The organism is Sorangium aterium, assembly GCF_028368935.1.
Classification (GTDB): domain Bacteria; phylum Myxococcota_A; class Polyangia; order Polyangiales; family Polyangiaceae; genus Sorangium; species Sorangium atrum.
In genome coordinates, this window is sequence record NZ_JAQNDK010000003.1 from 873369 (window position 1) to 887829 (window position 14461).

The 14461-nt window shown below is 67.9% G+C and carries 9 protein-coding genes and 2 pseudogenes; 8 read left to right on the top strand and 3 right to left on the bottom strand.

What is annotated here, in order from left to right; all coding sequences use genetic code 11:
- The first annotated feature begins 8 nt into the window (after window positions 1–8).
- The 5 genes and pseudogenes from POL72_RS27510 (at window position 9) to istB (ending at window position 6566) form a co-directional block, all read left to right on the top strand.
- The gene (locus POL72_RS27510) at window positions 9–914 is read left to right on the top strand and encodes a hypothetical protein (RefSeq protein WP_272098667.1); all 906 of its coding nucleotides are present in this window, start codon (window positions 9–11) and stop codon (window positions 912–914) included.
- Window positions 911–2269 carry a hypothetical protein gene (locus tag POL72_RS27515; RefSeq protein WP_272098669.1) on the top strand — a complete coding sequence of 453 codons (1359 nt, stop codon included), beginning with the start codon at window positions 911–913 and terminating at the stop codon, window positions 2267–2269. The genes POL72_RS27510 and POL72_RS27515 overlap by 4 nt, the downstream gene beginning before the upstream one ends.
- A gap of 2 nt (window positions 2270–2271) precedes the next feature.
- On the top strand, window positions 2272–2844 hold the full coding sequence (locus POL72_RS27520) for a hypothetical protein (protein WP_272098671.1): 573 nt from the start codon (window positions 2272–2274) through the stop codon (window positions 2842–2844).
- 109 nt (window positions 2845–2953) lie between these two features.
- Window positions 2954–5308 carry a serine/threonine-protein kinase gene (locus tag POL72_RS27525; protein ID WP_272098673.1) on the top strand — a complete coding sequence of 785 codons (2355 nt, stop codon included), beginning with the start codon at window positions 2954–2956 and terminating at the stop codon, window positions 5306–5308.
- Between the two features lie 530 nt (window positions 5309–5838).
- Window positions 5839–6566 (top strand): annotated as a pseudogene (istB, locus tag POL72_RS27530) (IS21-like element helper ATPase IstB).
- A 227-nt stretch (window positions 6567–6793) separates the two neighbouring features.
- Here the strand turns inward: istB and POL72_RS51860 are convergent.
- Complete coding sequence (locus POL72_RS51860) at window positions 6794–8248, bottom strand: ricin-type beta-trefoil lectin domain protein (RefSeq protein WP_373372247.1); 1455 nt, start codon at window positions 8246–8248, stop codon at window positions 6794–6796.
- Between the two features lie 1283 nt (window positions 8249–9531).
- Between POL72_RS51860 and POL72_RS27535 the strand changes: the two genes are divergently transcribed.
- Window positions 9532–9831: a hypothetical protein gene (locus POL72_RS27535; protein WP_272098675.1), complete on the top strand. Its 300-nt coding sequence runs from the start codon at window positions 9532–9534 to the stop codon at window positions 9829–9831.
- Between the two features lie 76 nt (window positions 9832–9907).
- Here the strand turns inward: POL72_RS27535 and POL72_RS27540 are convergent.
- A pseudogene (locus POL72_RS27540) lies at window positions 9908–9979 on the bottom strand (sigma 54-interacting transcriptional regulator); the annotation flags it as partial.
- Between the two features lie 389 nt (window positions 9980–10368).
- Here POL72_RS27540 and POL72_RS27545 point away from each other — a divergent pair.
- On the top strand, window positions 10369–10674 hold the full coding sequence (locus tag POL72_RS27545) for a hypothetical protein (RefSeq protein ID WP_272098677.1): 306 nt from the start codon (window positions 10369–10371) through the stop codon (window positions 10672–10674).
- 3 nt (window positions 10675–10677) lie between these two features.
- Here POL72_RS27545 and POL72_RS27550 read toward each other — a convergent pair whose 3' ends face one another.
- Window positions 10678–12015 carry a sigma 54-interacting transcriptional regulator gene (locus POL72_RS27550; protein WP_272098679.1) on the bottom strand — a complete coding sequence of 446 codons (1338 nt, stop codon included), beginning with the start codon at window positions 12013–12015 and terminating at the stop codon, window positions 10678–10680.
- Between the two features lie 33 nt (window positions 12016–12048).
- On the opposite strand from POL72_RS27550, the gene POL72_RS27555 reads away from it, so the two are divergent.
- Window positions 12049–14349, top strand: coding sequence for a serine/threonine-protein kinase (locus POL72_RS27555; RefSeq protein WP_272098681.1), 2301 nt, complete (start codon window positions 12049–12051; stop codon window positions 14347–14349).
- Window positions 14350–14461 lie beyond the last annotated feature (112 nt).

Consider the following 14461-nt stretch of genomic DNA (forward strand, 5'->3'; position numbering starts at 1 on the left):
GCGGACCCATGGTCGAACCTCCTTGTGACTCCGGCATCCAGGGCATCTTCGCGCGACCCTATATCGATCTCGAGCCGTACCTCGACCTCGCCCCGCTCGACGAGATCCACGAGGAGATCTGCCTCGGGCTCACGCAGGTGCCGATCGATTACACCGGCGGCAGCCACCGCACGATGGGCATCATGCCGCCGTCGCGCCTTGGCGAGGCGTTCGCCGACTACGGCGAGGTGATCCGCGGCCTCGGCGACGAGGAGTTCGCCACGTTCCAGCGCCTCTCGGACGACCCAGCGTCGATCGATCGTTCCGCGCGCGCCGCGCTCGAGTTCGGTGAGGAGCGTGAGATCCCGCTCTCGCGGCGGCAGATGCTGTGGCTCAAGTTCCGCCATGGGGTGTACTTCCCCTGGAAGGTCTATGTCGAGCTCATCCCGAACCGAACCTGGAGCGACAAGAGCCGGAGTGAAGGCAAGGACTTCACCCGGCTGGCGCGATCGTTCTTCCCGAGGACGATCGCCTACGTGAAGCGCCTGCCGTTCTCGTCGATAGGGCGCTGCAACATCATGGGTCTCGAGGCCAACGACCACGGCACGGTGCACCACGACGGGGAGGGGAGAGCGCCGGACAGCGAGCCCGACCACTTCATCACGCTCTGTCCCGCGGGCAACAAGCGGCTGTTCCTGTGGGACGAGCGGGCGCGGCGGAAGACGGCGGTCGCCGGCCGGGCCTACTGGTTCAACGATCACGATTACCACGGCGTCGAGGCGGACCCGTACTTCAGGTACTCGGTGCGCGTCGACGGCACCTTCACGCCGGAGTTCATCGAGGCGCTCCGGCGCGACCACGCCAGGGCGGCAGGGGCCGCGCCAACGGCGCCGACCGGGCGTGCGCCGCAGGGCGCCGGGGAGGCCGCCGCGTGAGCCGGCTGGACGAGCCGTTCGAGCGCGCCGAGGTGCTCGACAAGCCCGGGATCGTCGGGGCGCGCTGGTGGCACAAGGGCCTGGCCGACGCGCCGAAGGACGCGTCGCGGCGGAACGCGATCCTGGCCGCGCTCGGCGCGGTAGGGCTCGTCGGGGTGGCCGCCGCGATCGCCGTGGCCGCCGACGGGTGCTCGGACGACGAGACAGCGGTGCAGAGGAAGCGGGCGCTCGACATGCAGCGGACGTTCGGCTGGAGCTTCGGCGCCGCGCAGGAGAGCGTGACGTTCGACGGCGAGTCGAAGAAGCCGTTCGACCGCGCCGCGCTCGCGAGGATGTCCACCGACCTCAGGCCGGCGGACGAGGGCGCGCGCGCCTACTACGTGCCCGCGCTGTTCGAGTCGCCGTCGGCCGTGCCAACGCTCGTCGCCGAGGGGGATCCGGCGCCCATCACGCCGCTCGGCGACGTGCTCCGGCCGATCTTCACGCCTGCGATGGACCGCGCCTACCGGAGCGGCAAGGCGCTCGCGTCGCTGCTCCTCGCCGCCCGGACGGACAGCGGCCTCCGCCGCGACATCGCGGTCATCGTGGATCTCGACGGCCCCGAGTCGGTCGCCTTTGCCGCCGGCGCGGCGGAGGCGTTCGATCCGGTGTTCACGTTCGACAACTGGCCGCACCCGCGGGGCGTCGTCAAGGCGCACCTGACGCTCGCCGCGGCGGCGTACTACCAGCCGCTCTTCGCCCGCTCGGTTCCCGGCCCCCGCGCGACGATGTTCGTCCTCGATCGGCAGCGGCTCTCGCCCTATTCGGACGACGCGGCGCAGTTCGACAACCGGCATGTCGCGAGGCTGCCGTCCGCCGATGCGCTCTGGGACAGGGGAGTTCGCCATGTGCTGGTTATCGTGCCCACGGAGAGGGACACGACCGAGTCCGACGACCTCAACGACGACGTCGTTGCGTTCCGGTCGCGCCGCCTCGACGTCGCGTTGATGGCCGCGAGCGTCTTCGCCGCCGACGCGGCGGAGTCGAAGCCCGCGAACGAGTCCGAGGATTGGCCTCCCTACTACTACGGCGGCCGCGCCGCGTCCCACGGCTGGTTCTGGATGGATTATCCGTGGGGGCCGCCCCCTCGCCCGGCGCCGGTCGAGCCGAGCGCGCCGAGGCCGGGCAAATCGTACGTGCCGACGCAGCGCGCGACGCCGTTCTCGAGCGGCACCGCGTCGAGCGGGGTGTCGCCGATCCCGGACGGCTTCGGGACGGTGCCAGTCGTCGTGGCGCTCGGCACCGGCGTGATCCTCGGCGCGGCCCTCAGCCGCAGCGGCTCGTGGAACCGGGCTTCGGGCGGATACGGAGGCTGACCGTGGAGCACTCGATCTTCGCGATGGAGGTGTGCGCGCGCATGGACCCCGGGAGCACGCTGCAGCGCACGCTGCACGAGGCCGTCCAGGTCCAGTTCGAGAAGATGAGCCTGCAATACAAGTGGTACCAGTACCGCCGCGCGCAGATGGCGCTGCTGTCCAATCTGCACGCCATCGAGAAGGGGTGCTGGGACTACTTCGACGACGACTCCCGGGCGCTCAACGATTACGGCATGTGGTCCCGCGGCATGATCACGGAGGAGGGCGCGCGCAAGGGGCCATCGGGGACGCCGGACCCGTACCGCGGCCAGCCCCGCTACCTGACCTTCACGATGGCGTTCCTGCTGATCCAGGGCTCACCCACGGATCGGATGCTCCGCACGGTCTGCGACATCCCCAAGGATCGCCTGTGGCGCCGCGACGTGTTTGGCCACATCCTCCAGAACCTCGGTCACGTGAGCTTCGCCAGCGTCAAATCGGATGTCATCTACCTGATCCCGCGGGACGAGGGGTGGGCGCTGACGGCCGACGATCTGACGGATCCCAAGTTCCATTATCTGCGGAAGATCGTGTAAACCGAGGGATACCGCGCCGAGGAGGTCCACGAGGCGTTGAAGGGCGAGACGCCCTCCCGCCGGCCGACCCGGCCTTTACACCCCGGTCCCGCGCGACGATACTCGCCCCGTGCAACCAGCGACGGTCTTCACGGAGCGCTACCGCCTGGAGCGCCGTGTCGGCGCGGGCGGAATGGGGGAGGTGTGGAAGGCGCTCGACCAGGAGACGGGCGAGCCGGTGGCGGTCAAGGTATTGCTTGGCGGCGCCCTCGAGGACGCGGCCCGGTTCGCGCGAGAGGCGCAGATCCTCGCGGGACTCTCGCATCCGTGCATCGTGCGGTACCTGGCGCACGGCGCCAGTGCCGAGGGGGCTCCTTACCTCGTCATGGAGTGGCTCGATGGCGAGGATCTCTCGGCTCGGCTCGGGCGCGGCCCGCTCGGCATCGACGAGAGCGTCGCCCTCGCCCTGAGGGTCGCGGACGTGCTCGCGTATGCGCACGCGCAGGGGGTGATCCACCGCGATCTGAAGCCGAGCAACCTGTTCTTGCCGGGGAAGCGGCTGGAGGAGGCGAAGGTGCTCGACTTCGGTATCGCGCGGATCGAGCACGCGGCGACGATGACGTGCGCAGGGACGCTGCTCGGAACGCCCGGGTACATGGCGCCCGAGCAGGCGCGGGGCGAGGCGAGCATCGATACGCGCGCGGACGTCTTCTCGCTCGGATGTGTGCTCTTCGAATGTCTGACGGGCGAGCCTGCGTTCGGCGGCCAGCACCTGGCGGCAATCCTGACGAAGGTGCTCTTCGAGGAGACCCCGAGCGTGCGGAGCGCGCGGCCGGAGGTGCCCGAGGCGCTCGACGCGTTGCTGCGAAGGATGCTGTCCAAGGGGAGAGAGGAGCGACCGCTCGACGGCAGGGCAACAGCGGAGGCGCTTCGGGCGCTCGGGGAGCCGCCTGTCAGGCTGCCTTCACGCTCCAGCGGAGCACCGTCGTTGACGAGCAGCGAGCAGCGCGCGGTGGCGGTGATCCTCGTGAGCGCGCCGCCAGGCGTCGAGGCTCGGCGATTCGATGGAAGCTCCACCCTGACGTTGACCCCAGACGACGTGATCATCCTGCGCGAGGCCGAGGTGCATGGCGGCGCGAGCGAGCATCTGATCGACGGGTCGGTGGTCGTGATGATCGCGGGCAGGAGCCTGGCGACGGATCTCGCCGCGCGGGCGGCGCGCTGCGCGCTCTCGCTGAGCGCGCAGGCCGGCGGGCGGAGCGTCGCCCTCGCCATCGGACGCAGCGACCGCTCGGCTCGGTCGCTGGGGCCCGCCATCGACCGGGTGGCGCGGCTCTCTGGCACCATGGCGCGCGACGCTGCGCCGGCGGCGGGCGCGGTGCTGCTCGACGAGGTGGTCGCGGGGCTGCTCGACGCGCGCTTCGATGTGCGCGAGGGCGATGGGGTCTTCGTGTTGCAGGGAGAGCGTGCGGTCGCCGAGGGCACACGCCTGCTCCTGGGCAAGGCCACGCCGTGCGTGGGGCGCGAGCGCGAGCTCGGCATGCTGCGGGCGCTGCTCGCCGAGACCGTGGAAGAGGCGACCCCGCAGGCGGCGCTGGTCGTGGCGCCGCCGGGCATGGGCAAGTCGCGGCTGGCCAACGAGCTTCTGCAGGAGCTCAGGGCGCGGGACGAGCCGGTGTCGATCTGGATCGCGCGCGGCGATACGCTGCGCACAGGCGCTCCCCTCGAGATGCTCGGCCAGGCGCTGCGGAGCGCGTGTGGCATCCACGAGGGCGAGCCGCCGGAGATCCGGCGGGAGAAGCTGCTGGCGCAGGTGGCGGCGTGGATCGCCCCGTGCGAGCAGCGGCGTGTTGCGGAGTTCCTGGGCGAGATCGTGGGCGCGCCGTTCCCGGACGAAGACAGCCTCGCGCTGCGGTCCGCGCGGCGTGACGCGCCGCTCATGGCGGACCAGGTGCGTGAGGCGTTCCTCGACTTCCTCGGCGCGGCCTGCGCGAAGGCGCCGGTGCTCGTCCTGCTGGAGGATCTGCACTGGGGAGATCGGCCGACGGTGCAGCTCCTCGACGTGGCGTTGCGCACGCTGGAGGAGCGGCCGCTCTTCGTCCTGGCCGCGGCGCGCCCCGAGGTGCGCGACGTCTTTCCGAAGCTCTGGGAAGGCCGCCGGCTGCACGAGATACGGCTCGTGGAGCTGAGCCGACGGGCCGGCGAGCGCCTCGCGCGGCACGTCCTGGGCGAGCGGGCGGCCGCCGAGACCATTGCACGCATCGTGCGCTTGTCGGAGGGAAATGCCTTTTACCTGGAAGAGCTGATCCGCTGGACGGCCGAGGGCAAGGGCTCCGACATGCCGGAGACGGTGGTGGCCATGGTCGAGTCGCGGCTCGGAGAGCTCGACGAAGGGGCGCGGCGGCTCCTCCGCGCAGCGAGCATCTTCGGCGAGGTCTTCTGCAAGGGGGAAACAATTCGAATACGCAGAAACAATGCTTATTAATTACAATGGATTGGCAGCTGTGCCCGGCAGGGACGGCGGCTAGTGGACGGCGGCTGGGAAGATGCGCGCGCGCCATCGGGGCGCGCCCGTACGGTCCTGGCGGTCGCGGGTCGTCAAGGGCGTGGCTTGGGATCGCTGTGCCTGGGGTACGCGCTCGGGGCTGTGGTCGTTCACCATCCAGCAGCTCAACGAGGAGGAGCTCCGCGCCGCCGCCGTCGAGCACATGGCACCGGAGCCGATCGGCGCGGTCCCTCGCCGCGCCGCGGGCGTTGGTCGGGGTGCCGCTCGATGCCTAGCCGGCGTCGAGATCCCTGCGCGCGAACTCGAGGCCGCGGTCGTCCACTTCGGCACGCTCGGGGCTGTCGCAGACGTGGAGGTGAACGTCGACCAGCTCGGTGCGGAGGCGCCCCTGAGCGCCTTGGAGGCCATGGGGCGCAGCCTGTCGGACTACGCGGCCGTCATCCGGAGGTGGTCTCGTGAGCCGCGAGATCGTGCATGCGCGCGTTGTCCAGAGCCTGAGTCGGCTTAGGATGCGCTCCATCGCCGAGCGGCTCGACGCCCTGCTCTCCGAGGCGGCCAGGACCGAGCCGACCTACCTGGATTTCCTGGACAAGATGCTCTGCGAGGAGCTCGGGTCCAAGCAGCGCAAGCGGGAGGCGATGGGGATCCAGATCGCGCATTTTCCGGTGATCAAGACCCTCGAGGACTTCGACTTCAAGTTCCAGCCCTCGATCGATCAGAAGCTCGTCCGCGAGCTCGCCACCGGGCGTTTCGTCGCCGAGGCCGAGAACGTGCTGGTCTTAGGCCCTCCCGGGGTGGGCAAGACACATCTGGCCATCGCACTGGGGCGGGCCGCCGTCGAGGCGGGCACTCGGTGCTATTCACGAGCGCGACCGCGCTCCTGGCGACGCTATCGAAGGCGGAAACCGAGGGGTCAGCTCGCGGAGAAGCTCCTATTCTACACGAAGCCGAAGTTGCTGGGCGTCGATGAGCTGGGCTACCTGCCCTTCGACAGGCAGAGCGCCCATCTCTTTTCCAACTCGTGACCAGGAGGTACGAGAAGAGCAGCACCTTGATCACGACAAACCAGGTGGTGACGCGGTGGGGCGCGGTCTTCGGGGATGAAGTCCTCGCCGCCGCGATCCTCGACCCTCTGCTCCACCACAGCCACGCCCTGATGATCTCGGGAGACAGTTATAGGCTGAAACAGAAAAAGAAGGCGGGTCTGCTCGGCGGGAACGCCGCGTCGGCCAGGTGATCCAGGAGCGCAGGCGAGGGGTCAGTTTACTGTCATAATGGGTCAAAGGTTACCGTCACTTGACACAGCGCAGCTACCTGACGCATTCATCGAGGCCGCGCAGTGGTTCGACACGACGGCATTCTGCGCCCCTCACCAACAACCTCCGCCCGCCGAACGTTGCGGTCTGCCGCGGAGGGGGGACGCTGGCCGCCCGTCGGCAGCAGTGCAAATTTGGATTGCATCTCCTACCGATCTCGCTCTCGCCTCTGTTGCTCTTCCAGGTCTTGCAGCTTGCTGCACCCTGAAGGAGAAAGACAGCGGTTCCCTCCGTCGAGTGGGCATACGATCTGGCCGTCTGGGCATGTGCCGAGGCAAGAGTACTGCTGCGCGAGAGAACGGTACGCCATATCAATCTCATAGTGATGCTCCGGCGACGGCGGCAACTCTGCGGCGGAGTAACCAAAGATATCGTTGCCAGAATTGCACTCGTAACCCGAGTTGACCGCAATGATCTCGCTGCCATGAAAGACAGGCCCACCGCTGTCGCCAGGGCACAGCGCAACCGTTTTGCCCAACCTGCCGTTGATGAACGTCTTCGACCCGCCTCCTGATCCGCTGCCCCCGGGACAAGTCGCAGCTCTGCTGGTACAACCATAGCCATACACCGTGATGTCGGCACCCGGCTTCGGGCGGCTGTCAGCAATTTTCTCAGGGGCGATCCCATCTCTGCAGATAGCATCATCAATCATCAAGAACCCGACGTCGTCGTGGCCGGGCGTTCCATCGTGTCTGAACCTCCTGGATCCGATTACGCGTCTGTTGGCGATAGAGGTGCCAGTTGTGGAGAAGAACTGGATTGTGCCGAACGAGTTGGGAATTACGCAATGAGCCGCGGTGATGGCAAGCCGGGATGCCACGAGCGTCGCCGTGCAGCGGGAGTTCGTGGTAGGGCTGGTTGGAAACGTGTACACGCCGATTGCGGGATGTTTCCAGGTCGCCGTGCCAGCCACGAGAGGAAATGTAGTGACCGGAGATTCTACCCCCCCTGTTGCCTGCTCACACGCACTTGATGAACCGACCGGCTCGACCCTCCAGCGGTTGTCGCGGCCGTTGTCAGCCCCACCCGGGTTGCAGGGATAAACTTCGACGCCCGCACCAGGCCCGTGTTGGTCCACGCCTCGAACACCGAGGCACAGGCCGGAGATTCGATTCTCGAGCCGGCTCGAGCCATCGAGATCGCTTTTGACGCGCCACTGATTGTCTCGACCCCCATCAGAGCCCCCCGGCGCGCAGTGATAGACTTCCACCTCCGCTCCTGGACCGTGCTGATCCACCCCGCGGACGCCGAGACACAGGTTGGAGACGCGATTTTTTATGTGAACGAAGCCATCGGTGGTGGACTCCATGCGCCACTGGTTGTCGCAGCCACGATCGGCGCCGCCGGGGTTGCAGGTGTACACCTCCACGCCTGCGCCCGGCCCATGGTTGTCGACTTCTCGGACGCCCAAGCAGAGGTTCGATACCGCGTTGACGAGCGAAACGTACCCAGGAGGTTGGGGTGGAATATCCCTATGCGTTCGGCGACCTGCATACTGTCCTGGGGTCCGAACGCTGCGAACATCCGGTTGACCTTGGGGGTCGCAGCCGATAAATGTGGCGCCGACTGCTGTCAATAAAATTGCTGACATTAACTTAGACATGGTTCACTCCCGGATTGACGTCTGTTTGGGTCGACGGGCGGTCTACAGCAACACGATAAGCTCGACTCGAGGAGCGGCGCGAAGGCCAGTCTATGACATTCCAATTATCAGTCGATTGGTCAAGCGAAGCCTCCCGACCAGGCCTGTCTAGAGCGCATGTGTGCCTTCCCAGCAGAGGGCTACATCCGCTATAGAATGGCCGTATGCGCCGCGACCACGCTCACGACCGTCGCAGGGCGGGCGTCGGAGAACGGACGATCTGGTCGGAGCGGGTTGAGCTCCCGCTTTCCTGTGACTGGTGCCGTACCCGTTTCAGCTCTGTTGTGTCCATCATCCATCCTCCAATCAATCCATACGACACGTTGCGGAACGTGTAGCCCTCGATCGGCACAGGCCCGTCGCAAGAAGCGATCTCCACCGCGTTCCTCGCGCCGTCGCAACACCGGGGCGGCGGAGCGCCGAAGTCGAGCGCACCGCCCTCGAGGAGCGCGGCTCGCCTCGACGAGCGCGGCGCAGAGGGCGGCCGCCTTGGGGCTGCGGATCATAACGACGATCGCTAGAGACGGTTCTGAGGGCGAGGGATGGTATTTCATTCGGAGGGCGACAGCAGCACGGGCCGTGCCGGCCACGCTCGGCGCGTCCATCGCGTCACGCGAGGCGGGGACGTCGCGGTATCGCGACGCCATGTCGCGGCCGCGCGACGCCTGGGAGTTCGCGGGGTCAGGCTGGCAGGAGCCGGAGCCTGAGCACGCACGCGGCGATGGAGAGCACGCCCACTCGAAGGTGCTGAAAGCGCTCCGGGAAGGATTTCACGAGGCTCCGCAACCAGAGGCGCCGTCCGTCACCCATGGTTCCAGCCCGCAGGCTGTGGAGTGAAGGCGGCCCCGTCGATGCAAGCTGTTGATATCGCGTCATTTTTCCAGCAGGGAGGCGGATCGCGTAAGGAGCCCTCTGTCACCTGATGTGAGCGCATCGGTTCGCCCTTGACATTCTCGAATCGTTTTGCTTTTCCTTCTCTCGGCGCATCCGTCGCTGGCGCGTCGACCGTCCATACCGGGCAGTTGATCGGCGCGTGCTCGGCGTGCTCTCGGCTCGATGACGAGCCGATGTGACGCGACGTCGCGCAGCCGGCTCCTCCGCGAGCATCGGCGTGCCCGCTGGCTTCGCGCCCTGGTCTCCGATTTGCTTAAGCCTGGTCTCGCACTGGTTCGACCGACACCGTCTTGTTGCTCGCTGGGCCGGCACGGGGTTCCAGCGGGCCCCCAACATCCGAGGAGATTTCCATGATCGCCAGGGGACTTTTCGACGAGCTTCATATTGGAGAGATCGACCCCGGCCGCTACCACATGGTAGACCGCACAAGCGGCCAAACGGTCGGGGTCATCATGGTCCGGCATCCTGATCTCGTGGTTGTGCTCTTCTCGAGCCTCCCTACGGTTCAGGGGCAAGATCGCGTCCTAGATCTCGTGTACGAGAGTATCGGTGGACACGTGTTCACCGTCGCAGATGCCCTGAGTTTGGCGCCGAACGGAGATTACCGCGTCGTGCATTACTCCGGGCGCATGGTCGCCACGCATCCGTAGTGGTCAGGCTCCTGACCGGGCGCCTCGCGCGGCCTGGTCCCTGTCGGGCGCGCTCCTCTGAAGGAGGCGATAGAGTCACCTCCCGCTCCTGAAGCACGCGCAGGAGCTTGGCCTGCTGCGGTAGCGGCAGTTCGCCGATCTCGTCGAGGAGTTGCTCGATTCCGCGTCACTTTTCCAGTAGGGGGGCGGATCGCGTAAGGAGCCCTCTGTCACCTGATGTGAGCGCAGCGGTTCGCCTTGACATCCTCGAATCGTTTTGTTTTTCCTTTTCTCGGCGCATCCGTCACTGGCGCGCCGACCGTCCATACCGGGCGGTTGATCGGCGCGTGCTCAGCGTGCTCTCGGCTAGATGACGAGCGGGTGCGACGCGACGTCGCGCAGCCGGCTCCTCCGCGAGCATCGGAGTGCCCGCTGGCTTCGCGCCTTGGTCTCCAAATTGCTTAAGCCTGGTCTCGCACTCGTTCGACCGACACCGTCTTGTTGCTCGCTGGACCGGCACGGGGTTCCAGCGGGCCCCCAACATCCGAGGAGATTTCCATGATCGCCAGAGGACTTTTCGACGAGCTTCATATCGGAGAGATCGACCCCGGCCGCTACCACATGGTAGACCGCACAAGCGGCCAAACGGTCGGGTTCATCATGGTCCGGCATCCTGATCTCGTGGTTGTGCTCTTCTCGGGCGTCCCCACGGTTCAGGGGCAAAATCGCGTCCTGGATCTCGTGCACGAGGATCCTGCCGCTGGGAAGGGCGCGTTCACGGTCAAAGAAGCCGTGGCATTGGCGCCGAACGGAGAATATCGCGTCGTGTATTACTCCGGGCGCATGGTTGCCACGCATCCGTAGTGGTCAGGCTCCTGACCGGGCGCCTCGCGCGGCCTGGTCCCGGTCGGGGGCGCTCCTCTGAAGGAGGCGATAGAGCGTGCTGCGATCAATACCGAGACGCTTCGCGGCGCGCGTGTAGTTGCCCGCTTCGCGCTCGAGGGCGTGCCGCGCGAGCCTGAACTCGAGCTCGCGGAGCGCGTCGGCGTGCCTCATCTCGAGGAGGTCCTCGAGGCGGGCGGCGTTCGAGGCGAGCTGCCCAAGGGAACGCGGCGGCGCGAGCTCACCCCGGACGAGGTACCGGTGGATCGTGTGGTGGAGTTCGCGGACGTTGCCGGGAAAGCTTCGCTGCCGCAGGCCGTTGACGACCTCGTCCGGGATGCCGCGCGTCGCCAGCTCGCCCTCGCGTGCGAGGATCTCGTCCACGATCGCTCGGGCAAGCAGGGGCAGGTCATCCAAGCGATCCCGCAGCGGCGGCAGCACGATCTCTTCACCCGCGATGCGGTAGTAGAGGTCTTCGCGGAACCGTCCGGCGTTCACCTCCTCGAGCAGGTCGCGCCGCGTGGCCGAGAGCACCTTGACGTTGACCTTGACCGGCTTCGTCGCACCGACGCGCGTCACCTCCCGCTCCTGAAGCACGCGCAGGAGCTTGGCCTGCTGCGGTAGCGGCAGCTCGCCGATCTCGTCGAGGAATACCGTCCCCCCGTCGGCCAGCTCGAATGGCCCGGGGGTGGATGCCTTCGCGTCCGTGAAAGCGCCCTTCACATGGCCGAAGAGCTGGCCCTCGATGAGGGTCGGCGAGAGCCCCGCGCAATCCACCACGACGAACGGTCCCTTCGCCCGCGGACCCGCCTCGTGGACGGCGCGTGCCGCGACCTCCTTTCCCGTGCCAGTTTCTCCCCGCAACAGCACCGAGAGCTCCTTCGACCTCGCCGCGAAGGCCAGCTCTCGCATCACGTGCTGCATGGCACCCGAACGTCCCGTCAACCCACCGAAGCTCTCGCGGCCGCTGCTCTCGATTTCGCGATCGGCTTCGAGCTCGACGCGGAGCGTTGATTGTCCCACCTCTATCTCGGTCGTGCGCTGGACCTCGATCTCCCGGAAGCGGGCGCCGCCGACGAATGACCCGTTGGTCGTGCCCAGGTCCTCGACGTGAACGCCCTCCGCCGAAGCGTGCAACCGCAGGTGGAAACGGCTCACCGTCGGGTCGGGCAGCACGAGCGAGTTGCCCTCGGCGCTGCCGATCTTGACCTGGGCGATGTTTCCAGGGCTGAATTCTCTCACAGTCGCGTCGCCGCGGACGACCCGAACGCGGTAGCCGCGGATCCGGTACGGCTCCGGCCCCCTCAGCTCCTTCGTCTTCACGCTCGCTCCTCCTCCACCCAGGTCCGCGGCATCATGCCCTCGCTCTTGCACGACCCGCGCACCGAAGACAAGGATGGCCCCTCAACGGGGGCTCGTCCTCCGGCGGTCGTTGCCCGGCGCTACGAGGTAGGGGGCGCCCTTGGTGCGGGCGGCGAGGGGACGGTGTTCGCGGCCATCGACCGCCTGACGGAACGCGAGGTGGCGCTGAAGTGGATCCCGTTCGATCGCTTGCTGCGACCGGCGCGGGTGCAGCTCCAGATCGCCATCCTCCGACGGCTTCAGCGCCCGGAGATCGTTCCCGGCGTCGTGCGTCTCCTCGACGACGGCGTTGGCGCCGAGGACGCGTGGCTCGTCATGGAGAGGATCCAAGGGTCGCTATTTCCAGGAGCTCATGGCGGCCAAGGCTGGGGTGCGCTCGAGCCCCCGCTCGTCTCGCTCCTCGAGACGCTCGCGCGCGTGCATGCCGTCGGCGTCGTTCACTGCGACCTCAAGCCCGAGAACGTGCTGGTCAATCCGTATGGCCAGCCGGTCGTCGTCGACTTTGGCATCGCCTCCCTAGGCGGCGCCGGTGAGATCGGGCGGACGAGCGGTGCTCGCGTTCGGGGTACCCGCCCGTACGTAGCGCCCGAGCGCTGGTCGGCGCCGGCCACCCCTCGCGCCGATCTATTCGCGGTGGGCGTCATGGCGTACCTGGCCCTCGTGGGGGAATATCCGTCCCCCTCGCTTGCAGCGTGCGCTCAGGCGCTCGTCGCGCGCGGAGCGCCGCGCGCTGTTGCGGAGGTGCTCGTGGCCCTGCTCGAGCCGGCCCCCCAGGATCGTCCCGCCTCCGCCGACGACGTCCTCGCGAGGATCGGAGCGGCGCGTCGCGGCACATCGCCTGCCGCGTTCCCGCGAGGCGTGCTTTGCCCGACGACCGATGTTACTAGGCCGGCGTCGTTTCACGGTCCTGCGCGGCTCCTCCACCTGCCGCAGGATGCCGTCGCGCTCCTCGGGCGGCGCGCGCCCTCGGGCGGGGACGCGGCGCGGAACGAGCTGATGCGCTGGATTCATGCGCGGCTCGCGACCGTCGAGAACGGGCGCATCCGGATCGACCGCGCCGCGCTCGATACCCTGGACGCGCCGGCACCTCGCAACACCGTCCGCCCGCGGCGGGACCTCCTCGCGGCCCGCGCTCTCGCTGCTCGCGGTCGCCTCCACAACGCGGAGGCGATCCTGCGCGACGTCATCCGGTATGCCGCTGCTCCTCCGGCCGATCGAGAGACCGTCCTCGGCGCGGCACACCTCTGGACGCAGGTCGTCGTAGCGGCGCGGGACCGGTCACTGACCGCTCGATTCCTGTACGACATCTCGCGTCTGACGGGGCAGAACGACGAGCTCGCTGCCATCGAGGCCCTCACGCGCGCGTACGACGCGACGGTGCACTGGACCGGCGACGGCCTCGAGCGAGCTTGCTCCGTCGCGCCGTTCGCCGACCGGGAGCTCGAGCAGCTCCGATGGCACGTCCGGGTGTTTGCGGCTCGGAAGGTGTCGGTCGAGGCGATGCGCCGGGAGGTCGCGTCCGCCCGCCGCGCGCGCGGACGGTCGCGCCACGCTTCGTGGCGAGGGCAGATCGCCGCGTGGGAAGGCCGCCTCCTCTACGTCGAGGAGCGGTACCGAGCCGCCGCGCAGCGCCACGAGATCGCAGCCCAGCACGCCACCTGGACATCCGCTCGCATCGAGGCGCGACTCAACGCCGCCTCTGCCTGGATGGAAGCGTTCTCGTTCCGCCGCGCGATGCGGCTTGCTGCGCGCGGGCGAGAGGAGGCCGCCGCGAGCCGCCTCCCATTCCTCGAGGGAAGGGCCGAGTGGATCTGGCGCACGGCGGCCGACCGATCCGGCGTGCCTCTTTCGCCTGACGTCGAGCTCGTCGACGCGGCTCGTCACCTCGACGCACCGGATCTGGTCCTCGTGCTCGCGGTCTCGGAAGCGACGCTCGCGTATCGACTCGGCGATGTCGACACCTTCGTGCGGCTTTCGGCGATCGCGCGCGAAGCCGGCGCTCCTCACAACGAGCTGCTCGGTACCGCAACGCTGCGGGCGCTCGAAGTGGCGATGGGGGTGCGAGCACCGGACCACGATGACGCTCAGCTCGCAGATCGCCTCGCTGCGCGAGGCGTGCCCCGGCTCGCGCTCGAGGTCGCAGCCTTGATCGAGGACCCCACAGCCATCGGCGGCGAGCGGCGCCTCTGGTTGCAGAGGCTCGCGAGGTTCGTCCCGAAGCGCTTCCAGCACCTTCGAGTAGGCGTGCTCTCCATCACCGAGTGCCTGCACAGGCTTCGGATTCCGAGCGCCTGATCTCACGAGCCCCAAGGCGTCGCGGGACCGCGACATGGCGTCGCGACACCGCGATGCTCCGGCCTCGGTGCGCCGCAATGGATGCGCCGAGCGTGGCCGGCACGACCCGTGC

What these genes read in the sequence shown, in the direction of transcription:
- POL72_RS27555 (WP_272098681.1), top strand. Translation starts at nt 12,049, where the DNA reads ATGCCCTCGCTCTTGCACGACCCGCGCACCGAAGACAAGGATGGCCCC.
- POL72_RS27535 (WP_272098675.1), top strand. Translation starts at nt 9,532, where the DNA reads ATGATCGCCAGGGGACTTTTCGACGAGCTTCATATTGGAGAGATCGAC.
- POL72_RS27545 (WP_272098677.1), top strand. Translation starts at nt 10,369, where the DNA reads ATGATCGCCAGAGGACTTTTCGACGAGCTTCATATCGGAGAGATCGAC.
- POL72_RS27510 (WP_272098667.1), top strand. Translation starts at nt 9, where the DNA reads ATGGTCGAACCTCCTTGTGACTCCGGCATCCAGGGCATCTTCGCGCGA.
- POL72_RS51860 (WP_373372247.1), bottom strand. Translation starts at nt 8,248, where the DNA reads ATGTCTAAGTTAATGTCAGCAATTTTATTGACAGCAGTCGGCGCCACA.